General features: G+C 67.0%; 26 protein-coding genes. 14 read left to right on the top strand and 12 right to left on the bottom strand.

Annotation, left to right across the window (positions count from 1 at the left end):
• Positions 1–52: 52 nt before the first annotated feature.
• The gene (locus tag P4826_RS07060) at positions 53–1,213 is read left to right on the top strand and encodes a BMP family ABC transporter substrate-binding protein (RefSeq protein WP_317703147.1); all 1,161 of its coding nucleotides are present in this window, start codon (positions 53–55) and stop codon (positions 1,211–1,213) included.
• Between the two features lie 940 nt (positions 1,214–2,153).
• Positions 2,154–3,203 (top strand): adenosine deaminase, encoded by a 1,050-nt coding sequence (locus tag P4826_RS07055; protein WP_317703146.1) that lies wholly within the window; start codon positions 2,154–2,156, stop codon positions 3,201–3,203.
• Positions 3,204–3,278: 75 nt separating this feature from the next.
• On the opposite strand, the gene kynB is transcribed toward P4826_RS07055, so the two are convergent.
• Together kynB and P4826_RS07045 are read right to left on the bottom strand one after the other, a co-directional pair.
• Entirely contained in the window at positions 3,279–3,920 is a 642-nt protein-coding gene (kynB, locus tag P4826_RS07050; protein WP_317703145.1) for an arylformamidase, read from the bottom strand.
• On the bottom strand, positions 3,917–4,240 hold the full coding sequence (locus P4826_RS07045) for a YkgJ family cysteine cluster protein (protein ID WP_317703144.1): 324 nt from the start codon (positions 4,238–4,240) through the stop codon (positions 3,917–3,919). The genes kynB and P4826_RS07045 overlap by 4 nt, the downstream gene beginning before the upstream one ends.
• Positions 4,241–4,360: 120 nt before the next feature.
• Between P4826_RS07045 and P4826_RS07040 the strand changes: the two genes are divergently transcribed.
• From P4826_RS07040 to P4826_RS07030, 3 genes are read left to right on the top strand one after another with little or no spacing between them, the layout of a single operon-like run.
• Positions 4,361–4,654 (top strand): FeoA family protein, encoded by a 294-nt coding sequence (locus tag P4826_RS07040; RefSeq protein ID WP_317703143.1) that lies wholly within the window; start codon positions 4,361–4,363, stop codon positions 4,652–4,654.
• Positions 4,651–6,567, top strand: a complete 1,917-nt coding sequence (gene feoB / locus P4826_RS07035) for a ferrous iron transporter B (protein ID WP_317703142.1) — start codon at positions 4,651–4,653, stop codon at positions 6,565–6,567. Before P4826_RS07040 ends, feoB begins: the two co-directional genes overlap by 4 nt.
• Before the next feature lie 3 nt (positions 6,568–6,570).
• Positions 6,571–6,840 (top strand): hypothetical protein, encoded by a 270-nt coding sequence (locus P4826_RS07030; protein ID WP_317703141.1) that lies wholly within the window; start codon positions 6,571–6,573, stop codon positions 6,838–6,840.
• 55 nt (positions 6,841–6,895) lie between these two features.
• Here P4826_RS07030 and P4826_RS07025 read toward each other — a convergent pair whose 3' ends face one another.
• On the bottom strand, positions 6,896–7,243 hold the full coding sequence (locus tag P4826_RS07025; protein ID WP_317703140.1) for a YkgJ family cysteine cluster protein: 348 nt from the start codon (positions 7,241–7,243) through the stop codon (positions 6,896–6,898).
• Positions 7,244–7,443: 200 nt separating this feature from the next.
• Between P4826_RS07025 and P4826_RS07020 the strand changes: the two genes are divergently transcribed.
• Both P4826_RS07020 and P4826_RS07015 read left to right on the top strand, forming a co-directional pair.
• Complete coding sequence (locus tag P4826_RS07020; RefSeq protein ID WP_317703139.1) at positions 7,444–7,656, top strand: hypervirulence associated TUDOR domain-containing protein; 213 nt, start codon at positions 7,444–7,446, stop codon at positions 7,654–7,656.
• The gene (locus P4826_RS07015) at positions 7,653–8,237 is read left to right on the top strand and encodes a DUF488 domain-containing protein (protein WP_317703138.1); all 585 of its coding nucleotides are present in this window, start codon (positions 7,653–7,655) and stop codon (positions 8,235–8,237) included. The genes P4826_RS07020 and P4826_RS07015 overlap by 4 nt, the downstream gene beginning before the upstream one ends.
• A 436-nt stretch (positions 8,238–8,673) precedes the next feature.
• Here the strand turns inward: P4826_RS07015 and argF are convergent, their stop codons facing one another.
• Together argF and P4826_RS07005 are read right to left on the bottom strand one after the other, a co-directional pair.
• Positions 8,674–9,594, bottom strand: coding sequence for an ornithine carbamoyltransferase (gene argF, locus P4826_RS07010; RefSeq protein ID WP_317703137.1), 921 nt, complete (start codon positions 9,592–9,594; stop codon positions 8,674–8,676).
• 10 nt (positions 9,595–9,604) lie between these two features.
• Positions 9,605–10,801, bottom strand: a complete 1,197-nt coding sequence (locus tag P4826_RS07005) for an aspartate aminotransferase family protein (RefSeq protein ID WP_317703136.1) — start codon at positions 10,799–10,801, stop codon at positions 9,605–9,607.
• Between the two features lie 229 nt (positions 10,802–11,030).
• On the opposite strand from P4826_RS07005, the gene P4826_RS07000 reads away from it, so the two are divergent.
• A complete protein-coding gene (locus P4826_RS07000; protein ID WP_317703135.1) occupies positions 11,031–11,345 on the top strand; it encodes a DUF3579 domain-containing protein in 315 nt (104 codons plus the stop codon).
• A 122-nt stretch (positions 11,346–11,467) separates the two neighbouring features.
• Here the strand turns inward: P4826_RS07000 and rpsT are convergent, their stop codons facing one another.
• A complete protein-coding gene (gene rpsT / locus P4826_RS06995) occupies positions 11,468–11,767 on the bottom strand; it encodes a 30S ribosomal protein S20 (protein WP_317703134.1) in 300 nt (99 codons plus the stop codon).
• 105 nt (positions 11,768–11,872) lie between these two features.
• On the opposite strand from rpsT, the gene murJ reads away from it, so the two are divergent.
• Complete coding sequence (gene murJ / locus P4826_RS06990; protein ID WP_317703133.1) at positions 11,873–13,438, top strand: murein biosynthesis integral membrane protein MurJ; 1,566 nt, start codon at positions 11,873–11,875, stop codon at positions 13,436–13,438.
• Between the two features lie 25 nt (positions 13,439–13,463).
• On the top strand, positions 13,464–14,312 hold the full coding sequence (locus P4826_RS06985) for a SirB1 family protein (protein ID WP_317703132.1): 849 nt from the start codon (positions 13,464–13,466) through the stop codon (positions 14,310–14,312).
• Between the two features lie 51 nt (positions 14,313–14,363).
• Here the strand turns inward: P4826_RS06985 and P4826_RS06980 are convergent, their stop codons facing one another.
• The 4 genes from P4826_RS06980 to P4826_RS06965 all read right to left on the bottom strand — a co-directional run bounded on the left by P4826_RS06980 (position 14,364) and on the right by P4826_RS06965 (position 19,135).
• Positions 14,364–14,759 (bottom strand): universal stress protein, encoded by a 396-nt coding sequence (locus P4826_RS06980; RefSeq protein WP_317703131.1) that lies wholly within the window; start codon positions 14,757–14,759, stop codon positions 14,364–14,366.
• A gap of 127 nt (positions 14,760–14,886) precedes the next feature.
• Positions 14,887–15,972, bottom strand: coding sequence for an AI-2E family transporter (locus P4826_RS06975; protein ID WP_317703130.1), 1,086 nt, complete (start codon positions 15,970–15,972; stop codon positions 14,887–14,889).
• 19 nt (positions 15,973–15,991) lie between these two features.
• Positions 15,992–17,041, bottom strand: a complete 1,050-nt coding sequence (gene purM / locus P4826_RS06970; RefSeq protein WP_317703129.1) for a phosphoribosylformylglycinamidine cyclo-ligase — start codon at positions 17,039–17,041, stop codon at positions 15,992–15,994.
• Between the two features lie 141 nt (positions 17,042–17,182).
• On the bottom strand, positions 17,183–19,135 hold the full coding sequence (locus tag P4826_RS06965) for a gamma-glutamyltransferase family protein (protein ID WP_317703128.1): 1,953 nt from the start codon (positions 19,133–19,135) through the stop codon (positions 17,183–17,185).
• 368 nt (positions 19,136–19,503) lie between these two features.
• Between P4826_RS06965 and hda the strand changes: the two genes are divergently transcribed.
• From hda to folK, 4 genes are read left to right on the top strand one after another with little or no spacing between them, the layout of a single operon-like run.
• Positions 19,504–20,196: a DnaA regulatory inactivator Hda gene (gene hda / locus P4826_RS06960; RefSeq protein WP_317703127.1), complete on the top strand. Its 693-nt coding sequence runs from the start codon at positions 19,504–19,506 to the stop codon at positions 20,194–20,196.
• Positions 20,197–20,223: 27 nt separating this feature from the next.
• A complete protein-coding gene (locus tag P4826_RS06955) occupies positions 20,224–20,919 on the top strand; it encodes a histidinol-phosphatase (RefSeq protein ID WP_317703126.1) in 696 nt (231 codons plus the stop codon).
• Positions 20,920–20,923: 4 nt separating this feature from the next.
• Positions 20,924–22,489, top strand: coding sequence for a polynucleotide adenylyltransferase PcnB (gene pcnB / locus P4826_RS06950; RefSeq protein ID WP_317703125.1), 1,566 nt, complete (start codon positions 20,924–20,926; stop codon positions 22,487–22,489).
• Positions 22,486–22,965: a 2-amino-4-hydroxy-6-hydroxymethyldihydropteridine diphosphokinase gene (gene folK, locus P4826_RS06945; RefSeq protein WP_317703124.1), complete on the top strand. Its 480-nt coding sequence runs from the start codon at positions 22,486–22,488 to the stop codon at positions 22,963–22,965. Before pcnB ends, folK begins: the two co-directional genes overlap by 4 nt.
• A gap of 84 nt (positions 22,966–23,049) precedes the next feature.
• On the opposite strand, the gene P4826_RS06940 is transcribed toward folK, so the two are convergent.
• Both P4826_RS06940 and P4826_RS06935 read right to left on the bottom strand, forming a co-directional pair.
• Positions 23,050–24,021, bottom strand: coding sequence for a tripartite tricarboxylate transporter substrate binding protein (locus tag P4826_RS06940; RefSeq protein WP_317703123.1), 972 nt, complete (start codon positions 24,019–24,021; stop codon positions 23,050–23,052).
• Positions 24,022–24,094: 73 nt separating this feature from the next.
• Positions 24,095–25,156 (bottom strand): CDP-6-deoxy-delta-3,4-glucoseen reductase, encoded by a 1,062-nt coding sequence (locus P4826_RS06935; RefSeq protein WP_317703122.1) that lies wholly within the window; start codon positions 25,154–25,156, stop codon positions 24,095–24,097.
• Positions 25,157–25,195: the final 39 nt, after the last annotated feature.

Below are 25,195 nucleotides of genomic sequence, written 5' to 3'. Positions count from 1 at the left end.
CGCCTGACCACATTCAGGCGCGTTTTTTTGTGTTCATCATCTGAAAGAAAACATGACCGATCTGCACAAGCGCTCCCTGTTCAAGCTGGCCGCCCTGTCGGCCGTCGCCGCCACCGCACTGATGGGCTGCGGCAAGAAGGAAGAGGCCGCGCCGGCCGCCCCCGCCCCCGCGCCCGCGGCGGCACCCGCGGCCAAGGCCGAGCCGCTGAAGATCGCCTTTGCCTATGTCGGCCCGGTGGGCGACGGCGGCTGGTCCTATGCCCATGACCAGGCGCGCAAGAAGCTCGAGGCCGAGTTTGGCGACAAGATCCAGACCTCTTACGTGGAAAGCGTACCCGAGGGCCCGGACGCCGAGCGCGTGCTACGCGACCTGGTCACGCAGGGCAACAAGCTGATCTTTGGCACCACCTTCGGCTACATGGACGTGATGCAGAAGCTGGCCGGCGAGTTTCCGGACGTGAAGTTCGAGCACGCCACCGGCTACAAGACCAGCGCCAACATGCGCATTTACGACAGCCGCACCTACGAGGGTGCCTACCTCGCTGGCATCATCGCCGGCGCCATGACCAAGACCAATACCCTGGGCGTGGTCGGCTCGGTGCCCATCCCCGAGGTGCTGCGCAACTTGAACAGCTTCACCCTGGGCGCACAAAGCGTGAACCCGAAGATCAAGACCAAGGTGGTCTGGGTCAACGAATGGTTCAGCCCGCCGAAGGAGACCGAGGCCGCCACCAGCCTCATCAACGGCGGCGCCGACGTGCTGTTCCAGAACACCGACTCGCCCGCCGTGCTCAAGACCGCGCAGGAAAAGGGCAAGCGTGCCTTCGGCTGGGACAGCGACATGACCGCCTACGGCCCCAAGGCCCACCTGGGCTCGGCCGTCATCAACTGGGCGCCGTACTACATCAAGGCCACGCGCGACGTGCTGGACGGCAGCTGGGCCACGGCACAGAACTGGTGGGGCGTGAAGGAGGGCGCCATCGACCTGGTGTCCATCGCCGAGGATGTGCCCGCCGACATCAAGGCCAAGGTGGATGCCGCCAAGGCCGGTCTGAAGGACGGCAGCTTCGTGATCTGGAAGGGCCCCATCGTGGACAACACCGGCAAGACCGTGCTGGACAAGGACGCTGCGGCCGATGACAAATTCCTCACCGGCATCAACTTCTACGTCCAGGGCGTGGACGGCCAGGTGCCGGGCGGCGACAAGAAGTAAGCCTGGTCTGACCCTCTGAACCCGGAGGCCGCCGCAAGGCGGCCTTTGTTATGTGCGCCCAGCATGGGCGCACTCTTGGAGGTGCAAGTCCTCCCGTAAGTTGTTTACAGCGAACGAAGCGAAGCGCAACTGCGAGAGGGTGACTGACCGTGGAGAGGAAGCGTGGAGCGAAGCTGCGAGCCGATGAAAAAGAACCGGATAGAAGGCGGTGCCGAGCAGGGCGAGCGGGCATGAAACCGCAAAGCTCTCGTGATCAAGGCTCAGGCGGCGTAGATCCGGCGGCTGTGCAGCGAAGGAGTGCGTTCTTACCTGGGGAGATCTCGCCTTGTGGGTGAAAGCCCGACGCTCATGCCGGAGCGAGAAGTCAGCAGAGGTCGTAGTAGCTGGAGCCGGGGCCGATGAGGCCAGAAGGCGACAGCCAAGTGCCGAACGAGAGTGAGTGACCAAGGATCAGGAGATGTCAAAGGCCATGCGTCAGATGCCGGAGCAATCCGGGCGGGCAGGAGCACGCGGTGAAGCCGCGGGTGACTCTGTCAGTGACGAAGCCTGCGGCCCGCTCCTGCAGCACCGGGGCACAGGGTCGGCAAAGCCCAAGGCAGGCACCGGTGGCTTGCTGGAAGCGGCGCTGACGAGACAGAACCTGCAAGCCGCGTGGAAGCGGGTCAAGGCCAACAAGGGTGCGGCAGGGGTGGACGGGCTCGACATCGAGCGGGCCGCCCAGGTGATACGCCAGACTTGGCCCGACATCCGCCAAGCACTGCTGGCAGGAAGGTACCGGCCCAGCCCGGTGCGCAAGGTGATGATTCCCAAACCCGACGGCAGCCAGCGCGAGCTGCATCCGACAATGGAGGCTCCCTATGCCGATCGCGGTCATTGCAAACGCTCTTGCGCGGCCTGGCCGCCGGGGCATCATGGGGCCATCACGCCAAGGAAAGCCCCCATGCCGACAATCCCCATCATCGCTCCCGAACGCCTGCCGGCTCTGCTGGCCGCCATGCCAAAGGCCGAGCTGCACATCCACATCGAGGGCTCGCTGGAGCCCGAGATGATCTTTGCCCTGGCCCGGCGCAATGGCGTGGACCTGCCCTATGCCAACGTCGAGGCGCTGCGCCGCGCCTACGCCTTTACCGACCTGCAGAGTTTTCTGGACATCTACTACGCCGGCGCCAGCGTGCTTTTGAAGGAACAGGATTTTTACGATATGGCCAGCGCCTACCTTGCGCGGGCAGCTATGGATAACGTAGTGCACGCGGAAATCTTCTTCGACCCGCAGACGCATACCGCGCGCGGCGTGGCGATCGACACGGTGATCCAGGGCCTGCACCGCGCCTGCGTGGATGCGCGCGCCGAGCTGGGCATATCCGCCAGCCTGATCCTGAGCTTTCTGCGCCACCTGAGCGAGGAAGACGCCTTCGCCACGCTGGAGCAGGCACTGCCCTGGATGGACAAATTCATAGGCGTGGGCCTGGACAGCAGCGAGCTGGGCCACCCGCCAGAGAAATTTGCCCGCGTGTTCGCACGCTGCCGCGAGTTGGGCCTGCATGTGGTGGCCCATGCGGGCGAGGAGGGGCCGCCGGCCTATATCTGGGGCGCGCTCGATGTGCTCAAGGCCGAGCGCATAGACCATGGCGTGCAGGCTGTGCATGACGCGGCGCTGATGCGCCGCCTGGCAGAGGAGCGCATACCGCTCACCGTGTGCCCGCTGTCCAACCTCAAGCTGTGCGTGTTCCCCAGCCTCGCGGCGCACAACCTGCCGGCGCTGCTGGAAGCGGGCCTGGTGGCCACGGTCAATTCCGATGACCCGGCCTACTTTGGCGGCTACATCAACGCCAACTTCATCCAGACCTTTGCGGCCCTGCCCATCCTCACGGCGCGGCATGCCTGGCAGCTGGCGCACAACAGTTTCGAGGCCAGTTTCGCCCCGCAGGCCGAAAAGCGCGCCTGGGGCGACAGGCTGCAGGCATGCTTTGAGCATCATGCCTCGGCGTGAACGCTTCTTTTTTAATAGCTGCTGGTGCTTTATGGGTAAACTCTAGAGCCATAAATCGCTTGAAATTTGTAGTCCTCACGCCAGCGCCCGCAGCACGGCGCGCACCGGCGAGGCATCGGCCGTGGTCAGCTTGAGCGGCAGGGCGATGAGCTCGTAGTCGCCCTCGGGCACGGCGTCCAGCACCAGGTTCTCCAGCACGCGCAGGCCGCGCCGGCGCAGCACCTGGTGGCTGGGCAGCTCCCGGCTGTCAGCCGGGTCCACGCTGGCCGTGTCTATGCCCACCAGCAGCACGCCGGCGTCGGCCAGGCGCTCCAGGGTCTCGGGTGCGACGGCGCTCAGCTGCGCATCCCAACGATCGACGGGCGCGCTCGCATAGGTGCGCAGCAGCACGCGTGGCGGCAGGTCCGCGCTGACGGCGTGGGCGATGTGGCGCCATTCGACCAGCGGGCCGCAGCCCAGGGCGTGGATCACGCGGCAGGGGCCGATGAAGGCCTGTAGCGCCACGGCGCCTATGGCGACGCCTGCGTTGTCGTAGTGCAGCGGCGCATCCGCATGCGTGCCTATGTGGGGCGACAGGGTCAGGGTGCTGACGTTCACGGCGCTGTCCGGCCCGATGGTGGCGCTCCAGCGCTGCTCGTAGGGCGTGTCGCCGGGATAGACCGGGCTGCTGGCATGCAGCGGCGCCGAGATGTCCCACAGCAGGGGCTGGTAGCTCATGGTACCAGGCCTTCCAGCGGCGCCAGGCCGTGGCGCTGGCGCGCGCGGTTGCAGGCTGCGCTGCCGGCTTCGAACTCACGGCAGGGCGAGGGCCGCCACTCGTAGATGCCGCAGGCTGCGCGCTGGCCCACCTGGCCGGTGAGGGCGGCGCAGCGCGGCCGGGCATGGTCGGTGCCGCGCATGCGGGCGGTGTGGCCGGTCACCTCCACCACCAGGCCCTGGGGCACGCTGCCGCCCATGTCCTCGGTCTCGTGGACGGAGAAGTCGACGCGGAAACTGGCGCAGCAGGCGCCGCAGCTCAGGCAGGGATGGGTGCTCATGGGGTGACAGGAAGAAAGATGGGGATTGTGCAGTGCCTGCCAGGCGCTGAGCTGGATCAAGCCCAGGGCGCGCCGATGCATTAAAATGAGAACCATTTTTATTTGCAACACCCATAGAACATGCAACTCCAGGGCGATACCCAGGCAACCCAGCAAACCCAGGGACTCGACAGCCTGCCGCGCGGCGTGCCCGCCGTGGTGGCCGGCCTGCGCCAGGCCGAGGATGGGCGCGCCAGCGCCATGGCGCTGCGCCTGATGGAGATCGGCTTCCTGCCCGGCGAGCCGGTGCGCGTCATCGCCAAGGGCTTTCCCACGGCCGATCCACTGGCCGTGCGCGTGGGCCAGGCCACGTTTGCGCTGCGCCGCCATGAGGCCGCGCAGGTGCTGGTGCATGTGCCGAGGGGCGCGGCATGAGCGCGGGCCAGGCTGCGGCGGCAGCGTTTACCCATATCGCCCTGCTGGGCAACCCCAACTGCGGCAAGACGGCGCTGTTCAACCTGCTCACCGGCGCGCGCCAGAAGGTGGCCAACTACGCCGGCGTGACCGTGGAGCGCAAGGAGGGCGTGTTTGCCACCGCCAGCGGCCGGCGCGTGCGCGTGCTGGATCTGCCCGGCGCCTACAGCCTGCATGCGCAAAGCCTGGATGAGGCCGTGACGCGCGACGTGGTCACGGGCCGGCGCCCCGGCGAGGCCGTGCCCGAGCTGCTGGTCTGCGTCACCGACGCCACGCACCTGCGCCTGAACCTGCGCCTGGTGCTGGAGGCGCGCGAGCTGGGCCTGCCCATGGTGCTGGTGCTGAACATGAGCGACATGGCCCAGCGCCAGGGCATCGCCATAGACCGTGCGCTGCTGGCGCGCGAGCTGGGCATGCCGGTGCTGGCCACCGTGGGCGTGCGCACCGATGGCGCGCAGGAGCTGCTGCACTGGCTGGATCAGGCCAGGCCAGATGGCCCGGTACAACCACGGCCGCCGACCGATGCGCCGGCCCCGGCCCTGAACGCGCTGGAGCAGGATCAGCCGCAGCGCGTGCAGCGCCTGCACCAGGAGGTACGCCGCATCATGGGCCTGGCCGTGCGCGAGCCGGCGCAGCGCCTGGAGCAGGATGACCGCATCGACGCCGTGGTGCTGCACCCGCTGTGGGGCACGCTGCTGCTGGCGGTGACGCTGTTCTTGATGTTCCAGGCGGTGTTCAGCTGGGCCGAGCTGCCCATGGGCTGGATCGAGGGCGCCACGGCGCTGGCCGCCGAATGGCTCAATGCCCACATGGCCGACGGCCCGCTGCGCAGCCTGCTGGCCGACGGGGTGATTGCCGGCGTCGGCGGGGTGGTGGTGTTTTTGCCGCAGATCCTGATCCTGTTCTTCTTCATCCTGGCGCTGGAAGAGTCGGGCTACCTGCCGCGCGCGGCCTTTCTGCTGGACCGCATCATGGGCGTGGTGGGCCTGTCGGGGCGCTCCTTCATCCCGCTCTTGTCCAGCTTTGCCTGCGCCGTGCCGGGCATCATGGCCACGCGCTCCATCCCTGACTGGCGCGACCGGCTGGTGACCATCCTGATAGCGCCGCTGATGACCTGCTCGGCGCGCCTGCCGGTGTATGCGCTGCTCATCGCGGCCTTCATCCCCGAGCGCGAGGTGGCCGGCCTGTTCAACCTGCAGGGCCTGGTGCTGTTTGCTCTGTACCTGGGGGGCATCCTGAGCGCCATGGCCGTGGCGGCGGTGGCCCGGCTGGCGCGGCGCAGTGCCGGCGTGGCGCCGCTGCTGATGGAGCTGCCCAGCTACCGCTGGCCCAGCCCGCGCAACCTGGCGCTCGGCCTGTGGGAGCGCGCCGGCATCTTTCTGCGCCGCGTGGGCGGCATCATCCTGGCCGTCACGGTGCTGCTGTGGTTTCTCTCGACCTACCCGGCGCCGCCCGAGGGTGCCACCGGAGCGGCCATCGAATACAGCCTGGCCGGCCGCCTGGGCGCCGTGCTGGAAATGATCTTCGCCCCCATAGGCTTCAACTGGCAGATCAGCATTGCCCTGGTGCCCGGCATGGCCGCGCGCGAGGTGGCGGTGAGCGCCCTGGGCACGGTGTACGCCATTGCCGCCTCGGCCGACGACACGGCGGCGCAGCTGGCGCCGCTGCTGGCCGGCCAATGGTCGCTGGCCACGGCGCTGTCGCTGCTGGTGTGGTTCATCTTCGCGCCGCAATGCGTCTCGACCATCGCCGCCGTGCGGCGCGAGACCAACGGCTGGCGCTGGCCATTGGTGATGACGGCCTATCTGTTCGCGCTGGCCTATGGCGCCAGCTTCGTGACCTATCGCTTGGCCCTGGCATGGGGCGGAGGTTGAAGCATGTTGCAAGAACTCATCGTCGCCCTGATCGTTGTCGTTGCCGTGGCCTATATGGCCTGGCGCTATCTGCCTGCCGCCTGGCGCCAGCGCCTGGGCCGCGTGCACCCCGGGCTGGCTGCGGGGCCGGGTGGCTGCGGCAGTGGCGGTGGTGGTGGTTGCAGCAGCTGCGGCGGCTGCGGTACGCGGGCCAAGGCCGGGGTGCAGCAGCAGAGCGTGGCGCCGCCCGCGCCAGTGGCACGCAACGCCGATAGTTTGCAATCAAATCAATAGCTGTAGGCACTTGATGGACGGGTGTTAGAACCCATTTTTGCCCTATAAATTGGCATCAGGCCGCGAGCGGAAAATCTTCCCGGGGCGCATAAAGCGGCGGCAGGCCGTGGCGTGCACGCGCTTCGTTGCAGCGCTCTGTGCCCATCTGGAACTGGTCGCAGGTCGAAGGTCGTCGTTCGTAGATGCTGCAGATCGACTGCTTGCCGCAGCGTCCTGTCAGCGCCACGCAGCGCACCGGATGGCGCTGCGTGCCATCCATGCGCCAGCGGTTGCCATGCACCTCATGGGCCAGCGCATCGGGCACGCTGCCGCCCATGGATTGCAGTTCGTAGACGGGAAATTCGACACGGTATTCGTGGCAGCAGGCGCCACAGGTCAGGCAGGGATGGACGGAATCGGACATGGTTTCGGGCCAGGCGGACAGCCCGAAGGAGCGCGAGGCGCCTGTCAGGAGGGGGCTGCCGGTGGGCGTAGAGGAGGAAACGCGCCCGCGGACAAGCCACCGGGCGATCAGATCGGGGCGTGCATGCGATGCGGCGGGCGCATCATGTGGTGGCGGTAGGCGTCGGTCATGGGCGCGCGCCGCGTGCAGGAGGAAAAACCATGGGGCAGGATTTTCGCATCGGCGAGCATGTGCGCTGGAATTCCGAGGCCGGTTTCGTGACCGGCCGCATCATCGCCGTGCACACGCAGGATTTTGACTACAAGGGCCACCGGCACCGCGCGACGCCCGAGAACCCGCAGTACGAAATCCAGAGCGACAAGACCGAGCACATCGCCGCGCACCGCGGCGCGGTGCTGCAGCGCATCCCATGATGCCGACCGTCTACACCGTCGGCCATTCCAACCACAGCCTGGCGGATTTTCTGGCGCTGCTGGCGCAGGTCGATGTGCAGTGCCTGGTGGATATTCGCAAGCTGACCGGCTCGCGCGCGCAGCCGCAGTTCAACGCCGACGCGCTGGCCGCCGCGTTGGCCACGCAGGGCGTGGGCTATCTGCATTTGGCGGCGCTGGGCGGCCTGCGCGGACGCAGCCCAGGAATGGACGGCCAGCGCAATGGCTGGTGGAGCAACGCCAGCTTTCACCGCTATGCGGACTACGCCTGCACAGAGGCGTTTGCCCAGGGCCTGCAGCAGCTGCTGATGCTGAGCGAGCAAAAACGCTGCGCGCTGATGTGTGCCGAGGCCGTCTGGTGGCGCTGCCATCGGCGCATCGTCGCCGACCACCTGCTCGCGCACGGCTGCCAGGTGCTGCACATCATGGGACTTGGCAAGGTGGAGCCCGCGCACCTGAGCGCTGGAGCTGTCGTGGGGGAGCAAGGGATGGTGAGCTACCCGGGGGGTGATTGCAACCGCGTTGGCCTCACGCCACCCGGCCGAGCAGAAGGTACTCCATGAGTGCCTTTTGCACGTGCATGCGGTTTTGGCTTCGGCGCGCGGCCTGCGGCCGCTTCACATCCGCTGCGCGGATATGAGCCTGCGCCGGAATCGAATGCCTGCGCTGCGCGCAGCCGTGTGGCTTACGCCACCCGGCCGAGCAGAAGGTACTCCATGAGTGCCTTCTGCACGTGCATGCGGTTTTGGCTTCGGCGCGCGGCCTGCGGCCGCTTCACATCCGCTGCGCGGATATGAGCCTGCGCCGGAATCGAATGCCTGCGCTGCGCGCAGCCGTGTGGCTTACGCCACCCGGCCGAGCAGAAGGTACTCCATGAGTGCCTTTTGCACGTGCATGCGGTTTTGGCTTCGGCGCGCGGCCTGCGGCCGCTTCACATCCGCTGCGCGGATATGAGCCTGCGCCGGAATCGAATGCCTGCGCTGCGCGCAGCCGTGTGGCTTACGCCACCCGGCCGAGCAGAAGGTACTCCATGAGTGCCTTCTGCACGTGCATTCGATTCTCTGCCTCGTCCCAGACGACGGATTGGGGGCCGTCGATCACGTCGGCCATGACCTCCTCGCCGCGGTGCGCGGGTAGGCAGTGCATGAACAGGGCGTCACTCTTGGCCACGGCCATCATCTCGGCGTCCACGCACCAGTCGGCAAAGGCCTTCTTGCGCGCCTCGTTCTCGGCCTCGTAGCCCATGCTGGTCCAGACGTCGGTGGTGACCAGGTCGGCGCCGCGGCAGGCGTCCATCGGGTTGCTAAAAACTTTGTAGCAGTCTGCGCGCGGCTGGCGGGCGCCGAAGGCCAATTTTTCATCTACTTCATAGCCGCCGGGGGTGCTCACATGGACGGTGAAGCCAAGCAGGTCGGCGGCCTGCAGCCAAGTGTTGGCCATGTTGTTGCCGTCGCCCACCCAGGCCACCACCTTGCCGGCGATGGATCCGCGGTGCTCGATGAAGGTGAAGATGTCGGCCAGGATCTGGCAGGGGTGGAACTCGTTGGTCAGGCCGTTGATGACGGGCACGCGCGAATATTCGGCAAAGCGCGCGATCTTGTCCTGGCCGAAGGTGCGGATCATCACCAGGTCGGTCATGCGGCTGATGACGCGGGCGCTGTCCTCGATGGGCTCGGCGCGCCCGAGCTGGCTGTCGCCCGTGGTCAGGTGCACCACCGAGCCGCCCAGCTGGTACATGCCGGCCTCGAACGAGACGCGGGTGCGCGTGCTGGCCTTCTCGAAGATCATGGCCAGGGTGCGGTCAGCCAGCGGGTGGTACTTCTCGTAGCTCTTGAACTTGCCCTTGATGATGGCGGCGCGCGAGAACAGGTACTGGTACTCGTCGGCGCTGAAATCGGCAAATTGCAGGTAGTGCTTCATAACGGGGCTTTCATTCGGCCAGGAAGGCTTGCACCAGGGGCTTGAGCAGGGCGACGATCTCGTCGGCCTCGGCGGTCGTGAGGATCAGCGGCGGCACCAGGCGGATCACGCGCTCGGCCGTCACCGACAGCAGCAGGCCGGCGTCCGCCGCGCGGTCTATGAGCGCGCCGCAGGGGCGGTCCAGCTCCACGCCGATGATCAGGCCCTGGCCGCGCACCTCGTTCACACCGGCTATGCCGCCCAGCGCCTGCTGCAGCGCGGCCTTCAGGTGCGCGCCCACGGCCGTGGCGTTGTCCAGCAGCCGGTCTTCTTCCATGATGCGGATCGTCTCCACGCCGGCGCGCATGGCCAGCGGGTTGCCGCCGAAGGTGGAGCCATGGTTGCCGGGCTTGAGCACCTCGGCCGCCGCGCCATGCGCCAGCACCGCGCCCACCGGCACGCCCGAGCCCAGGCCCTTGGCCAGCGTCATCACGTCAGGAACGATGCCGGCCCACTGGTGGGCAAACCACTTGCCGGTGCGGCCCATGCCGGCCTGCACCTCGTCGAGCATCAAGAGCCAGCCGTTGGCGTCGCACAGCTGGCGCACCTGCTGCAGGTAGTCCACGCGCATGGGGTGCAGGCCGCCTTCGCCCTGGATGGGCTCCATCAGCACGGCAACGATGTTGGCGTTGCCCTCGGTGGCCTCCTGCAGCGCCTCGATGTCGTTGGGCGCCACGCGGATGAAGCCGTCGAGCAGCGGGCCGAAGCCGTTCCGCACCTTGGGGTTGCCCGTGGCCGTCATGGTGGCGATGGAGCGGCCGTGGAAGGCGTGGTCGTAGACCACGATCACAGGCTTTTCAATACCCTTGTCCACGCCGTACTTGCGCGCGATCTTGATGGCGGCCTCGTTGGCCTCCAGGCCGGTGTTGCAGAAGAACACGTTGGTCATCTGGGCGCGTTCGGTCAGCAGCGCAGCGAGCTGTTCCTGCCCGGGCACATGGTAGTAGTTCGACGTGTGGATCAGTTTGGCGAGCTGCTCCTGCAGCGCCGGCACCAGACGGGGGTGGTTGTGCCCCAGCGTGTTCACCGCGATGCCGCCCAGGCCGTCGAGGTACTGCTTGCCGTTCACGTCCCACACGCGCACACCCTGGCCGCGCTCGAGTGCGATGGGCACGCGGCCATAGGTGTTCATCACGTGGGGCGAGGCAGCCTCGATAAATGCGGTCATGCGGACTTCTCCTGCGGTACGGTCATGGCCCTTGTGGGCCGACAAAAGGGAAGCGCGATTCTAGGCGCTGGCCCCAAGCGCATCATTGAAGAATGCGCATCGCAGTCATGCGTACATCAACCATGCAGGGTGGGCAGCGGCTGTTATTAGGGTTAGCTCTTATATAAGAGTTAGAATCGGCGCCACGCTGACATACCAGGCCAGCGGCCTTTATTACGACCGGAACCCGATGGTTGCTCCCACCTCCAAAGAAGTCTTCATCCAAGGCATTACCCATGAAGGGCGAACCTTCCGACCCAGCGACTGGGCCGAGCGGCTGGCGGGAGTGATGAGCCAGTTCCGCCCTGGTGGCGCCCGGCCCGGCAGCCACCTGAGCTATTCCCCCTGGTGCATTCCGACGACGATGGGCGGCGTGAAATGCGTGGTGGTGAATCGCGAGCTACAGGACTTCGAGCCCATGGCCTGGGACTTTGTGCTCAACTTTGCCAAAGACAACAACCTGCAGATTGTCGAGGCTTGCCTGCTGCCCGATCCGCCGCGTTGACTGCGGGGCGCCATGCGCCAGACACAAAAAAACCGCCCTTGGGCGGTTTTTTGCTTTGCTGACAGCGCACCCGTTACAAACGGCGGGTGACTGCAATCACCCGGGCTGTTTGCCTGAGAGGGTCAGGCGGCCAGTGCCAAGGCCTTGACCTTGGCGGACAGGCGGCTCTTGTCGCGAGCGGCCTTGTTCTTGTGGAAGATGCCCTTGTCGGCAATGGTGTCGAGCACGGACTGGGCCTTGGCGAACAGCTCGGTGGCCTTGGTCTTGTCGCCGGCCAGGACGGCCTTCTCGACGTTCTTGACGGCAGTCCGGTATTTGGAGCGCAGCGAGGTGTTGGCTGCGTTGAGCTTCAGGCCTTGGCGGGCGCGCTTGCGGCCCGATGCCAGGCGGGGGTTCTTTTTCTTTGGCTTGGTAGATGCCATGGTATGTATTCCTTAGTGTCTGAGGATGTTGTCAGCAAAGCCGGCCATTATAGCCCGTGCGTTGCTTCGCGGCTAGCGCGGCGTCAAACGCATACACTTGCGCCGGTGTCACTGTTCAAAGCCGCTTCCACCGTATCCCTGCTGACCCTGGCCTCGCGCGTGACGGGGCTGGTGCGCGACCTGCTCATGGCCTCGATCTTCGGGGCGAATGTGTTGACCGACGCGTTCAACGTCGCATTCCGCATCCCCAACCTGTTTCGCCGCCTGTTTGCCGAAGGGGCTTTCAGCCAGGCCTTTGTGCCCGTGCTGGCGGCGCACAGGACGCAGCATGGCGAGGAAGCCACACACCAGCTGATCGACGCCGTGGCCACGGCCCTGTTCTGGGTGTTGCTGTTGACCTGCGCACTGGGCGTGGTGGGCGCGCCGCTGCTGGTGTGGGCCCTGGCGAGCGGGCTGCGCCAGGATGCAGCGGGTTTCGAGGCCGCGATCTTCATGACGCGCTGGATGTTTCCCTACATCGGCTTCATGTCGCTGGTGGCGCTGTCGGCGGGCGTGCTCAACACCTGGAAACGCTTTGCCGTGCCGGCCGCCACACCCGTGCTGCTGAACCTGTGCATGATTGCCGCCGCCTGGCTGGGTGCGCCGCAGCTGGCGGCGCGTGGCATCGAGCCCATTTACGCCATGGTCGGCGGTGTGATGCTGGGGGGCGTGCTGCAGCTTGCGGTGCAGCTGCCGGTGCTGTACCGCCTGGGCCTGCTGCCGCGCATAGGGATGAGCTGGGCCAGCGTGCGCAGCGCCTGGCAGAACCCGGGCGTGCGCCGCATCCTCACGCTGATGGCGCCGGCCTTGCTGGGCGTGGGGGTGGCGCAGATCTCGCTGATGATCAACACCCAGATCGCGTCCTATCTCACACCGGGCAGCGTGACCTGGCTGTTCTACGCCGACCGGCTGATGGAGTTTCCGACGGCCCTGCTCGGCGTGGCCCTGGGCGTGGTGCTGACACCGCAGCTGTCGGCGGCCAGGGCGGCGGGCGATGAGGAGCGCTATTCCGGCATGCTCGACTGGGGCCTGCGCCTGGTGGTGCTGCTGGCCGTGCCCTGCGCCGTGGGCCTGCTGACCTTTGCCACGCCGCTGGTGGCCACGCTGTTCCACCATGGCGCCCTGCAGGCCAGCGACGTGGGCCAGATCGCCGTGGCCCTGGCCGGCTATGGCGTGGGCCTGCTGGGCCTGGTGGCCATCAAGGTGCTGGCGCCGGGCTACTACGCCAGCCAGGACATTCGCACGCCCGTGCGCATCGCCATCGTGGTGCTGGTGTTCACGCAGCTCATGAATGCCGCACTGGTGCCGCTGTTGGCGCATGCCGGCCTGGCCTTGTCGATCGGCCTGGGGGCCATCATCAATGCGCTGTGGCTGCTCTCGGGCCTGCTGCGCCGCGGCAGCTTCCGTCCCCGGCCGGGCTGGGGGCGCCTGGGGCTGCAGGTGGTGGCGGCGAGTGCGTTGCTGGCGGTGTTTCTGGCCTGGGGCTCGCTGCATTTCGACTGGCTGGCGCTGCGCGCTCACAGCCTGGAGCGTGCAGGCTTGCTGGCGCTGCTGCTGGGCGTCGCGATCGTGCTTTATTTTGGTGCGCTGTGGGCCTGCGGGCTGAAGCCGCGCGAATTCCTGCGCCGGTAGGCCTGCGGATATTGGCGAGCAGCCCATGCCATCGAACTACTCTGTACCCACACCGCTGGAATATTTTGCTGCACTGGTGCAAGTGGGGCAGGGTGATGCCATTGCCCTGCTGGAGGCTGCGGCCTGCATTGCCCATGACACCTATCCAGACCTGGACGTGCAGCAGTTTCTGGACGAGATGGACAGGCTGCAGGAGCGCCTGCAGCGCCGCATGCCGCAAGACGCGCAGCCGCTGCAGCGGCTCAATGTTCTGAATCGCTTTTTCTATGGTGAGCTGGGGTTTAGCGCCAACCTGAACGACTACTACGCGCCCGACAACAGCTACCTGCATGTGGTGTTGAGCACCCGGCGTGGTATTCCGATATCGCTGGCCTTGTTGTGGCTGGAGCTGGCACAGGCTGTGGGGCTGAAGGCGTATGGGGTGTCCTTCCCCGGGCATTTTCTGGTCAAGGTGCTGTTGCCGGGCGGGCAGGCGGTGCTTGATCCGATTTCTGGCCACGCTCTTTCGCGCGAGGCGCTGAGCGAGCGCCTGGAGCCTTTTCGCCAGCATCAGGGCGCGGTACAGGAGGAGGTGCCCCTGGGTCTGTACTTGCAGGCCGCCAGCGCGCGCGACATGCTGGCGCGCATGCTGCGCAACCTCAAGGAAATTCACCGCACGCGCCTGGACTGGCAGCATTTCGTGGCCGTGCAGGACAGGCTGATCACCCTGCTGCCCGACGCCTGGGAAGAATGGCGCGACCGCGGCCTGGCACAGGCGGAACTGGGGCGGCCGCTGCAGGCGGCGCAGGATTTGGAGGTCTATCTGGCGCACGCCCAGGGCGCGGGCGATGTGCGGCAGATACAGCAGCGCATCCTGGAGCTGCGCAGGCCCTGAAAACGACAACGCCCGCCATGGTGGCGGGCGCGCAGGCGAGGGCGGCGCTCGTCAGGCTGTGGCCTTGACGGCCAGCACCGGGCATTCGACGTTGAGCAGGATTTCCTGCGCCATGCTGCCCAGCAGCAGCTTGCCCACGGGTGAGCGCTTGCGCAGGCCGATCACGAGCACCGACACCTGCAGCGCCGAGACCAGTTCCTCGATTTCATCAATGGCGCTCTTGCCGCGCACGAACTGGCGGAACTCGGCGGTGATGGGCAGCGCTGTGAGGCGTTCCTCGACGCGTTCGACTTCATAGCCGTTGACGATGCTGGGATCGTCCTGGCGCCCGCCAGGTCCGGCGTTGATGACGACCAGGCGCTCATTGCGGCGGGTCGCGATTTCTATCCCCTTGTCCAACGCGGCCCGGCCTTCTGGGCGAGGAACGTAGGCGACGAGAATGGTCATGCGGGTGTCTCCCTTGTGGTGAGTTGAAAAAATGTCGGGCGCTTTGACGCCAGACAGCAGAATAGCCCAAGGCCTGCCCATTGACGAGGGCAGGCATGGTGCATGAGAAAAAATCGCGGTGCCGTCGTCATATCAGGCGCGCCGCTGCCAGCTCTTTCTTGAGATAGGCATAAAACAAGGGGGCGGCCACCAACCCTGCCGGGCCGAATACCGCCTCGGCCACGAACATCACGCAAAGCAGTTCCCACACGCCGATATGGGTGCGCCGGCCCACGACCTTGGCGTTGATCACGTATTCGGCCTTGTGGATCAGGATCAGGAATGACAGGCAGGCAGCTGCGGCGATGGGGGATACCGACAGGCCCACCAGCGTGATCACGGCGTTGCACAGCAGGTTGCCCACGATGGGCACCAGCCCGGCCAGAAAGGTGAGGGTGATGAGCGCCGGCGTGTAGGGCAAGCGCAGATCCCACAGCGGCAGCACCAGCAACAGGAACACGGCCGTGAGCAGGGTATTGAAGGCGGCAATCCAGAACTGCGCCGCCACGATCTGGCGAAACGCCTCGCCCATGCGGGCCACGCGCAGCACCAGCTGCTGCGTCAGCGGGCCGCGCGCCGCGCCCAGGCTGCGCACGGCCGCCAGCGCGCCTATGAGCAGGCCGACATAGGCATACAGCAGGCCCGTGAGCCAGGCTCGTCCGGCCATGGCGAGGGTGCCGGCCTTGGCCGCCAGGTAGGAGGCGATGACGCGCTGCACCTCGGCCGTGCCGGCGGGCAATTGGTCTGCGATATCGGGCGGAAGTTTCTGGCGCAGCTCCAGAACGGTGCTTGCCAGATAGTCCAGCAACTCACGGTACTGCTGGGGTGCATCAACGATGTAGGTGCGCGAGTGCGACAGTGCGAAAGCGATCAGCAGCAGCGGTGACAGCATCACCACCGCCGCGGCCACGCTTTGGCCGCTGTGGGAATAGCCGCGCCCGCCCGGGCCCAGCCGGCGCAGCCGCACCAGTCGCGGCGCCAGCCAGCGCGTGAGCAAAAAGCCCAGGCACACGCACAACAACCCGGGCAGCAGTCCCTGCAGCATGACCAGCAGCAGGGCGGCACCCATCAGCACAAAGCTGGCGATGGCCACGCCGCGCGCCACTGGTGCAGCGGCGCTCTTGGACGTCGGCAGGGGTTCGGGTGCGCCTTGCGGCACCGGTCCCGATGACATGTTGGGTGGATGCCGTGGGTCAGGCAACAACCACGGCGGCGCCCGCGCCACGCTCGGCAATGGCACCAATCTGGTACACCGTCTCGCCCAGCGCACGCAGTGTTGCGGCCGTGGCCTCGGCGGCATCAGAGGGCACGACCACGACCATGCCGATACCGTTGTTGAAGGTGCGGTTCATCTCCAGGTCATCGATGCCGGCGGTCTTCTGCAGCCAGGCAAACAGCTCGGTCTGGGGCCAGCTGCCGGCCTTCAGGTGGGCCGCCAGGCCGTCGGGCAGCACGCGCGGAATGTTCTCCAGCAGGCCGCCGCCGGTGATGTGGGACAGGGCCTTGATCGGGTGTTGCGCCAGCGCGGCCAGGACGTTCTTCACGTACAGGCGCGTGGGCTCCATGATGGCGGCCTTGAAGGGCTTGCCATCGAGCTGCTCCGGGAGCGTGCCATTGGCGCTGGCCCGCTCTATGCACTTGCGCACCAGGGAGAAGCCGTTGGAGTGCACGCCGCTGGAAGCCAGGCCCAGCACCATGTCGCCGGCGGTCACGTTCTGGCCATTGAGAATCTTGGACTTCTCCACCGCGCCCACGGCAAAACCGGCCAGGTCGTACTCGCCGGCCGGGTACATGCCGGGCATTTCGGCGGTCTCGCCGCCGATCAAGGCGCAGCCGGACAGCTCGCAGCCTCTCGCAATGCCACCCACCACGGCGGCGGCCGTGTCCACATCGAGCTTGCCGCAGGCGAAATAGTCGAGGAAGAACAGCGGCTCCGCGCCCTGCACCAGCACGTCGTTGACGCTCATGGCCACCAGGTCTATGCCCACCGTGTCGTGCATGTTCCATTCAAAGGCCAGTTTGAGCTTGGTGCCCACGCCGTCGGTGCCCGAGACCAGCACCGGCTCCTGGTAGCGCTTGGGAACCTCGAACAGCGCGCCAAAGCCGCCGATGCCGGCCATCACGCCCTCGCGCATGGTCTTCCTGGCCAGGGGCTTGATGCGCTCGACCAGCGCGTCGCCCGCGTCGATGTCAACGCCGGCGTCTTTGTACGAGATGGGGGTGGAGGGGGTAGAGGAGCTCATGAATATTGCGGGACTTGGGGTTTGGCCGGTGCGGCACAAACCGGTAATTTTAAAGGCCCGCCGCGTGAACTTGGCCAATGCCCGTTTGGCAGGAAAAAAGCCCCGCCATGGGCGGGGCTTGAGGAGCATGGGGGCAGGGGTTCAAAGCGAGCCGTCGCCCAGCACGATGCCCTCACGCCGGGGGTCTGCGCCGCCCTGCAGTTGCGCCCTGCCATCCTTGGTCACACGCATGATGGTGGCCACGCCGCTGGACTGGGCATTGCTGCTGACCGTATGCCCCTTGGCCTTCAGGTCGTTGACCAAGGCCGTCAGATCCAGCGTGGTGTTGGAGCCGTCCACGCCGGTGGTCGGGCTGTTGGCCGCGCCAAAGTTGACCAGCGAGGTGGCCTGCTGCGCATCCAGCCCCCAGTCGAGCGCGCCGACCACGGTTTTCAGCACGTACTGAATGATGGCGCCGCCGCCCGGTGAACCCGTGGCCATGACCAAGTCGCCCGGCGCGTTGCCCTTGAAGACCAGGGTGGGCGCCATGGTGCTGCGCGGGCGCTTGCCCGGGGCGATGCGGTTGGCCACGGGCAGGCCATTGCTGTCCACCGGATTGGCCGAGAAGTCCGTCAGCTGGTTGGTCAGCAAGAACCCTTCCACCATGTGGAATGAGCCCATGCTGGATTCCACGGTGGTCGTCATCGACACCGCGTTGCCATAGGCATCGACCACCGACAGGTGGGTCGTGCCATTTTCCGGCGTCTTGTCCACGCCCTGCGGCACCGGGCCGAAGTCGCCCGGGGCGGCCGTGCCCATGCTCTTGTCCAGGCTGATCAGGCTGGCGCGCTGCTTGAGGTAGTCGGGGCTGAGCAGCGAGGCCAGGCCCTGGGCCGGCAGCGGAACGAAGTCGGTGTCGGCGACGTACTTGTCGCGGTCGGCGTAGGCCAGGCGCTCGGCTTCCGAGACCAGATGCACACCCATCACGCTGGGCACGCCGCCTTCGTTGGCCGGGTTGCTGGGCGCGTACTGCGCCAGGTCGAACTGGCTCAGAATGCCCAGCGACTGCGCAATGGCAATGCCGCCCGACGAGGGCGGCGACATGGTGCACACATGGTAGGTGTTGCGGTAGTTGGTGCACACCGCCTCGCGCTTCTTGGCCTTGTAGTTGGCCAGGTCGCTGAGGGTCATCAGGCTGGGGGTGATGGGTGTCTTGGCCGGGTCGTCGCCCACCGTCTGCCCGGCCTTGGCAACGATGGCCTTGGCGATGTCTCCCGTGTGCAGTGCATCTGCACCCTGGGCTGCCAGGGCCTTGAGCGTCCTGGCGTAGGGCAGGTTGGTCATGGTTTCGCCCGTGATACGCGGCGTGCCATCGGCGTGGAAGTAGGTGGCCATGGCGTTGGCATCCAGCGCCAGGCTGCTGGCATTGCTGGCGATGGCCGCGCCCAGGCGGCCGGGAATCTGGAAGCCATTCGTGGACAGCTGTATGCCGTAGTCGAACAGTCCGTTCCAGGCCAGCCTGCCATGCTCCTTGTGTGCCAGGTCGAGCATGCGCATCACACCCGGCACGCCGATGGAACGGCCGCTGCGCCGCGCACTTGGCACGGGTGTTGGCGAGGTCGTGTCGCCCTGGTCTTGCCGCACCAGGTAGTAGTTGGTGGCGGCCGCGGGAGCGGTCTCGCGCCCGTCGTAGGCCGTGACCTTCTTGGTTTTCGCGTCGTAGTAGACCATGAAGGCACTGCCGGCGATGGTGCTCGACTGCGGCTCCACCAGGCCCAGCACGGCCTGCATGGCGATGGCAGCGTCCACCGCCGAGCCACCGGCCTTGAGCACGTCGCAGCCGGCCTTGGTGGCCAAGGGGGTGTTGGCCACGGCCATGTATTTGCTGGAATGCTTGGCCGTCAGTCCCAGGCGGTAGCCGGAGGCCTTCTCCGGCGCCGCCGGGTCGCCGCTCACGCCGGAGCCCACGACCACCGCAGCGCCCCCGCTGCTGCGCACGGTGCAGCTGTTGGGATCGCTATCGACTATCAGGCGGTCGCCGTCACCGCCGCCGCAACTGGCGAGAAATACCGCCGCGGGCAGTGCGGCCATAACCCATAGAGTCTTCTTGTACATGGTCCATTCCTCTTGGCGAATGAGCGCGGTCTGGGCGTCGTCGCGGGCGCCTTGACCAGGTGCTCGGGTTTGGGTGATTTGCTCTGAAAGAGGCTGAAAAGCTTAGTGACGCGCCCCCGGATGGCGGCTGGTGCAAACCCTTGAATTCTTGTGTCGGTAGCACCTGGTTACCTCTGTCCCCATGGCGCGCCGGCTGGCACAAGGGGTGGCCGCCGTGGTACATGGCGACCGACTAAAATCAAACGTTTTGCATTTCGTCTCGGCCATGCCTGGCCGGGCTGTTTTTCCTGTCCCTGGGCCATGCCCTTTCCTTTGCCAAAGCCCCTATTCGCCGCACCTGCCAATGACCAGGTGCCGGCATCAGCCCCATGAAGCAACTGGCGCTCGACATCGGCCTGGCCACGGGCCCCACGCTGGACAACTTCCACGCCGGGCCCAATGCCCAGGCGCTGCAGCACCTGCGCCTGGCCGTGGGTGACGGCGCCGCGCCGCGCTCGCCCGTGCCCAGCTACCTGTGGGGCGATGCCGGCACGGGCAAGACGCATTTGCTCAAGGCCACCTATGACGCCCTGCGCAGCCAGGGCGCCAGCGTGGGCTGGCTCGATCCTTCGGTGGCCGTGCCGACCGCATTCGACGAGCGCTGGAGCGCCGTGCTGCTGGACGACGTGCAGCTCTACAGCACGGCCCAGCAGGCGGCGGCGTTCAACTGGTTTGTCAACGCCATCAACCCCACGGCCGGCGTGCCGCGCTGGGTGCTGGCCGCCGGCAACCTGCCGCCGGCCGACCTGCCGCTGCGCGATGATCTGCGTACGCGCCTGGGTTGGGGCCATGTGTTTCAGCTGCAATTGCTGGACGAGGCCGAGCGCCGCGCCGTGCTGCGTCAGCAGGCCGATGAACGCGGCATCGTTCTGGCCGACGAAGTGATGGACTACATGCTCAGCCGCTTCTCGCGCGACCTGGGCAGCCTGGCGCAGCTGCTGGAGCGCCTTGACGGCTTTGCGCTGCGCACCCAGCGCGCCGTGACCATACCGCTGCTCAAAACCATGCTGGAGACCGAATGACCGGCCTTCGGCTTCACTGGAAAACCCATGCCTTCTGACCAATCGGCGCCCCGTCCACGGCTGGCGCTGTTCGACCTGGATCACACCCTGCTGCCACTCGATTCGGACTACGAGTGGGGCGAGTTCACCACCCGCATCGGCTGGACCGATCGCGAGGAGTTTGGCCGGCGCAACCAGGCCTTTTACGACGACTACGTGGCAGGGCGGCTGGACGTGCACGACTATGTGCGCTTTGCCACCGAGGCGGTGCGCCTGCGCGGCGCTGCCGCCGCTGCCGAAGCGCACGCCCGGTTCATGCGCGAGGTGATTGCCCCGGCCATCCACGCGCAGGCGCGCGCGCTGCTGCAAAAGCACCATGATGCGGGCGACGAGGTGCTCATCATCACCGCCACCAACGAATTCGTCACCCGCCCCATCGCCCAGGCCCTGGGCGTGCCGCAGCTGCTGGCCACCGAGCTGGCGCGCGACGCGGACGGCTGGATCACCGGCGAGATCCTGGGCGTGCCCTGCATGCGCGAGGGCAAGGTGCAGCGCATGCAGCAGTGGCTGGCCGGGCGTGGCCTGTCGTGGCAGGACGTGGACAGCACGTTTTACAGCGACTCCATGAACGACGTGCCGCTGCTGGAGAAGGTGAACCACCCCGTCGCCACCAACCCCGATGCGCGCCTGCGCGCGCTGGCACAGGAGCGCGGCTGGCGCGTCCTGGACCTGTTTCACGCCTAAAAAAATGATCAAGACCTTCATCGACAAACTGCTCGGCAAGAGTCCCTCGGGCCGCGGCGCCAAGAGCCGCTTTGGCAAGCGCCAGGAGGTGCCCGCGGCAGTGCACGGCATTGATCCCGGGCTGGTGGACAGGCGGGCCAGCGACGTGGTGCGCACGCTCAAGGACGCGGGCTTCGAGGCCTACATCGTCGGCGGCGCCGTGCGCGACCTGCTGCTGGGCCTGAAGCCCAAGGACTTCGACGTGGCCACCAACGCCACGCCCGAGCAGGTCAAGGGGCTGTTCCGGCGCGCCTTCATCATCGGCAAGCGCTTTCGCATCGTGCATGTGGTCTACGGCCGCGGGCGCGAGCATGAGGTGATCGAGGTCTCCACCTTCCGCGCCTACCTGGACAACGCCGCGGCCGAGGCCGTGAGCGGCAACGAGAAAACCAGCAAGCACGCCCTGGCCGGCATGCAGCATGCCGTGGACGCCAGCGGCCGCGTGCTGCGCGACAACGTCTGGGGCCCGCAGGACGAGGACGCCACGCGGCGCGACTTCACCGTCAACGCCATGTACTACGACCCCGAGACGCAGGTGGTGGTGGATTTCCACAAGGGCATAGACGACGCCAAAAAGCGCGTGCTGCGCATGATTGGCGACCCGGCCACGCGCTACCGCGAAGACCCGGTGCGCATCATCCGCGCCGTGCGCTTTGCCGCCAAGCTCAGCGCCCTGGGCTTTGCGCTCGAGCCCAAGACCGCCAAGCCCCTGGTGGCCTGCGAGCCGCTCCTGCAGGAGGTGCCGCAAAGCCGTCTGTTCGACGAAATGCTCAAGCTCTTGCAGACCGGCCATGCGCTGGCTTCCATCGCACAGCTGCAGAAGCTGGGGCTGGAGAAGGGCATTTACCCGCTGCTGGACGTGGTGGTCGAGCGCGCGTCCAGCACCTTCGTGCAGGCGGCCCTGCAGGACACCGACCGCCGCGTCGGCGAGGCCAAGACCGTGGCGCCCAGCTTTTTGCTGGCCTGCGTGCTGTGGCAGGACGTCAAGGCCGGCTGGGAGCAGCGCCTGACACGCGGCGAGCACGCCTTCCCGGCGCTGCAGGACGCCATCGACGAGGTGTTCGACAAGCGCATCGGCGATGTCTCCGGGCGCGGCAAGCTGGCGGCGGACATGCGCGAGATCTGGGTCATGCAGCCGCGCTTTGAAAAGCGCTCGGGCAGCACCCCCTTCAGCATGATTGCCCATATCCGCTTTCGCGCGGGCTTTGACTTCCTGCGTCTGCGCGCCGATGTCGGCGAGGTCGAGGAAGGCCTGGCCGAGTGGTGGCAGCAGTTCTCGCTGGCCGACGATGCACGCCGCGAGGACATGATCGAGCAGGTGCGCGAAGAGCAGCGCGCGCGCCAGCGCAAGGCCCAGCCGGTGGTGCGGCGCGTGCCCAAGGCGGCCGAGCCGGCCACCGTGCCTGCGGCCGAAGGCCCGGCCGGCGTGGACGGCGCTGATGGCGACGCCGCAGCGCCCAAGAAGCGCCGCCGGCGCCGCCGCAAACCCGCCGGGGGCGGCGAGGCAGGCACGGGCTCAGACCTGGCGTGAGCGCCTGGATAGGCCTGGGTGCCAACCTGGGCGACGCGCGCGCCGCCCTGCGCAGCGCCGTGCAGGCCATGGCAGCCTTGCCGGGCACGCGGCTGCTGCGCGTGTCATCGCTCTACCGCAGCGCGCCCGTCGATGCCGGCGGGCCCGATTACCTCAATGCCGTGGCCGAGCTGGACACCACGCTGGCCCCCCTGGAGCTGCTGCACGCCCTGCAGCGGATTGAACAGGCCGCCGGCCGCGAGCGCCCCTACCGCAACGCGCCGCGCACGCTGGATCTGGACTTGTTGCTGTATGGCACGCTCCGGCTGGACAGCGCCGAGCTCACCGTGCCCCACCCGCGCATGGGCGAACGCGCCTTCGTGCTGCTGCCCCTGGCGGAACTGGCCCCGCCGCTGGTGGATGCGCAGCAACTCGCCGCCGTGGCCGGCCAGCGCATGGAGTGCGTGGCGACGGCGCAGCAGTGGCTGCAAAATTGATAGCTGTTCGCGCTTGTCATTTGGCGTTTATGAATGGAAAACATTTGATAAACGCCATCCATCAAGCGTGAGCAGCTATTGTTTTTAGTCCACCTTGGCGCCCGATGCCTTCACCACCTGCTGGTATTTGGCGCGCTCGGCGGCCATGAAGGCGTCGAACTGCTCGGGCGTGGTGGGCACGGGCTCGGCCATCAGGGCCTCAAAACGGGTCTTGGTCTCGGGGGCCCTGAGGGCATCGGTGAAGGCCTTGTTCAGCCGGGCGATCACCGGCCCGGGCGTGCCGGCGGGCGCCACCAGGCCCCACCAGGTGTCGATGGCAAAACCCTTGAAGCTGCTCGACAGCGGCGGCACGCCGGGCAGCATGGGGCTGGCGGCCAGTGAGGTCACGGCCAGTGCCTTGAGCTTGCCGGCCTTGATGTTGGGCGCGGCGGCAGCCAGGTTGTCGATGTTGAAGTCCACCTCGCCGGCCAGCAGCGCCAGCTGCGCCGGGCTGGCGCCGCGGTAGGGGATGTGCAGGGCGTAGATGCCGGCCTTCTGCTTGAACATCTCGCCCGCCAGATGGCCGGCGCTGCCGTTGCCGCCGCTGCCGTAGTTGAGCTTGCCGGGGTTGGCGCGGGCGTAGGCAATCAAATCCTGCAGGCTGTGGATTTTGAGCTGCTCGGCGCGCGCGGCGTTGACCACCAGCACATTGGGCACGCGCACCATCTGCGTGATGGCGGCAAAGTCCCTGGCCGCGTCGTAGGGCATGCGGCTGTACAGCCAGGGGTTGACGGCATGCGTGGCCGTGGCGGCAATGCCTATGGTCAGGCCATCGGGCGCGGACTTGGCCACCAGGTCGGCGCCAATGTTGCCGCCGGCGCCGGCCTTGTTGTCGATGATCACCGTGCCCAGGCTGTCGCGCACGCGCTCGGCCAGGGCGCGCGCGGTGACGTCGATGGGGCCACCAGGCGCATAGGGCACGACCAGGCGGATGGTGCCGTCCTGGGCATGGCCCAGGGAGGTGACGGAAGCTGCGGCAACGGCCGCTGCCGAAAGAAGAAGTTGTCTGCGGTTCATGGATGGGCGTGAGAGAAAGAAAAGCGATATCGGCTGCCCGCTGGCAGCCTGCGGTGTGCGCGGTTGGGCGATTTCAGCCGCCGTGCTTGTCGGCTTCCGAGGTGAAGGAGTCGGCGAAGAACTCCTCCGCCGGCAGGCCGCGCTGCTCGCCATAGGCGGTGCGCGCCGAATCGACCACGATGGGCGCGCCGCAGGCATAGACCTGAAAGCCCGAGAGGTCGGCAAAGTCGTCCAGCACGGCCTGGTGCACCAGGCCTGTGCGGCCCGTCCATTCATCTTCGGGCAGGGCGTCGGACACCACGGGCACGTAGTACAGCTGGGGCAGGTCGGCCAGGCGCTCGCGTATCCAGCCGTCCATGTACAGGTCACGCGGGCGGCGACCGCCCCAGTAGAGCGCGGCCGGGCGCCTGATCTTCTGGTGCTGCATGCGCTCGATCAGCGCCTTGATGGGCGCAAAGCCAGTGCCCGAGGCCAGCAGGATCATCGGCTTCTTGGAGTCCTCGCGCAGGAAGAAGCTGCCAAACGGCCCCTCCACGCGCAGGATTTCCTTCTCTTTCATGGCGCCGAACACATGGTCGGTGAACTTGCCGCCGGGCATGTGGCGTATGTGCAGCTCCAGGCCGGGCGTGGCCTCCTGGGTGTGCGGCGCGTTGGCCATGGAGTAGGCGCGGCGCGAGCCATCGCGCAATATGAATTCGATGTACTGGCCCGCGTGGTAGCGAAACTGGTCGTTGGCCGGCAGCTGCAGGCGCAGCTGCATCACGTCGTGCGAGGCGCGCGTGAGCGTGGTCACGCGCACCGGCAGCTTCTTGATGGGGTAGGCGCTCTCGTCGGTCACCTGGCGCGACTCCAGCACCACGTCGGTCAGCGCGCGCGCGCAGCAGGTCAGCACATAGCCGGCGTCTTCTTCCTCCACGCTCAGCGCCTTGTGCTGGTGCTCGCCATGCACCACCGAGCCGCTCAGCTTCTTGCACTTGCAGGAGCCGCAGGCGCCGTCCTTGCAGCCATAGGGCAGGCCCACGCCGCTGCGGATGGCGGCCGCCAGTATGGCTTCGTCGCCCTGCGCCTGGAATGTGCGGCCGCTGGGCTGCACGCTGATCTGAAAGGCCGCTGGCGCGGTCTGTGGACTCGTCATGTATCGGTATCCTTGGATGTTTTCATGCCGGGGCCGAGG

Origin of the sequence: Diaphorobacter limosus (assembly GCF_033100095.1) — a bacterium.
Taxonomy (GTDB): domain Bacteria; phylum Pseudomonadota; class Gammaproteobacteria; order Burkholderiales; family Burkholderiaceae_C; genus Alicycliphilus; species Alicycliphilus limosus.
This window is presented reverse-complemented; position numbering and strand designations above follow the sequence as displayed.

Excerpts from the sequence above, each read along its gene's own strand:
- P4826_RS07060 (WP_317703147.1), top strand. The coding sequence starts at position 53 with ATGACCGATCTGCACAAGCGCTCCCTGTTCAAGCTGGCCGCCCTGTCG.
- P4826_RS06955 (WP_317703126.1), top strand. The coding sequence starts at position 20,224 with ATGCCTTCTGACCAATCGGCGCCCCGTCCACGGCTGGCGCTGTTCGAC.
- P4826_RS06980 (WP_317703131.1), bottom strand. The coding sequence starts at position 14,759 with ATGACCATTCTCGTCGCCTACGTTCCTCGCCCAGAAGGCCGGGCCGCG.
- P4826_RS07000 (WP_317703135.1), top strand. The coding sequence starts at position 11,031 with ATGGTTGCTCCCACCTCCAAAGAAGTCTTCATCCAAGGCATTACCCAT.
- feoB (WP_317703142.1), top strand. The coding sequence starts at position 4,651 with ATGAGCGCGGGCCAGGCTGCGGCGGCAGCGTTTACCCATATCGCCCTG.
- hda (WP_317703127.1), top strand. The coding sequence starts at position 19,504 with ATGAAGCAACTGGCGCTCGACATCGGCCTGGCCACGGGCCCCACGCTG.
- purM (WP_317703129.1), bottom strand. The coding sequence starts at position 17,041 with ATGAGCTCCTCTACCCCCTCCACCCCCATCTCGTACAAAGACGCCGGC.
- P4826_RS07040 (WP_317703143.1), top strand. The coding sequence starts at position 4,361 with ATGCAACTCCAGGGCGATACCCAGGCAACCCAGCAAACCCAGGGACTC.
- P4826_RS07055 (WP_317703146.1), top strand. The coding sequence starts at position 2,154 with ATGCCGACAATCCCCATCATCGCTCCCGAACGCCTGCCGGCTCTGCTG.
- P4826_RS06975 (WP_317703130.1), bottom strand. The coding sequence starts at position 15,972 with ATGTCATCGGGACCGGTGCCGCAAGGCGCACCCGAACCCCTGCCGACG.
- argF (WP_317703137.1), bottom strand. The coding sequence starts at position 9,594 with ATGAAGCACTACCTGCAATTTGCCGATTTCAGCGCCGACGAGTACCAG.
- P4826_RS07005 (WP_317703136.1), bottom strand. The coding sequence starts at position 10,801 with ATGACCGCATTTATCGAGGCTGCCTCGCCCCACGTGATGAACACCTAT.
- P4826_RS07025 (WP_317703140.1), bottom strand. The coding sequence starts at position 7,243 with ATGTCCGATTCCGTCCATCCCTGCCTGACCTGTGGCGCCTGCTGCCAC.
- P4826_RS06940 (WP_317703123.1), bottom strand. The coding sequence starts at position 24,021 with ATGAACCGCAGACAACTTCTTCTTTCGGCAGCGGCCGTTGCCGCAGCT.
- P4826_RS07015 (WP_317703138.1), top strand. The coding sequence starts at position 7,653 with ATGATGCCGACCGTCTACACCGTCGGCCATTCCAACCACAGCCTGGCG.
- P4826_RS06935 (WP_317703122.1), bottom strand. The coding sequence starts at position 25,156 with ATGACGAGTCCACAGACCGCGCCAGCGGCCTTTCAGATCAGCGTGCAG.
- P4826_RS07030 (WP_317703141.1), top strand. The coding sequence starts at position 6,571 with ATGTTGCAAGAACTCATCGTCGCCCTGATCGTTGTCGTTGCCGTGGCC.
- kynB (WP_317703145.1), bottom strand. The coding sequence starts at position 3,920 with ATGAGCTACCAGCCCCTGCTGTGGGACATCTCGGCGCCGCTGCATGCC.
- pcnB (WP_317703125.1), top strand. The coding sequence starts at position 20,924 with ATGATCAAGACCTTCATCGACAAACTGCTCGGCAAGAGTCCCTCGGGC.
- P4826_RS06965 (WP_317703128.1), bottom strand. The coding sequence starts at position 19,135 with ATGTACAAGAAGACTCTATGGGTTATGGCCGCACTGCCCGCGGCGGTA.
- P4826_RS06985 (WP_317703132.1), top strand. The coding sequence starts at position 13,464 with ATGCCATCGAACTACTCTGTACCCACACCGCTGGAATATTTTGCTGCA.
- rpsT (WP_317703134.1), bottom strand. The coding sequence starts at position 11,767 with ATGGCATCTACCAAGCCAAAGAAAAAGAACCCCCGCCTGGCATCGGGC.
- P4826_RS07020 (WP_317703139.1), top strand. The coding sequence starts at position 7,444 with ATGGGGCAGGATTTTCGCATCGGCGAGCATGTGCGCTGGAATTCCGAG.
- P4826_RS07045 (WP_317703144.1), bottom strand. The coding sequence starts at position 4,240 with ATGAGCACCCATCCCTGCCTGAGCTGCGGCGCCTGCTGCGCCAGTTTC.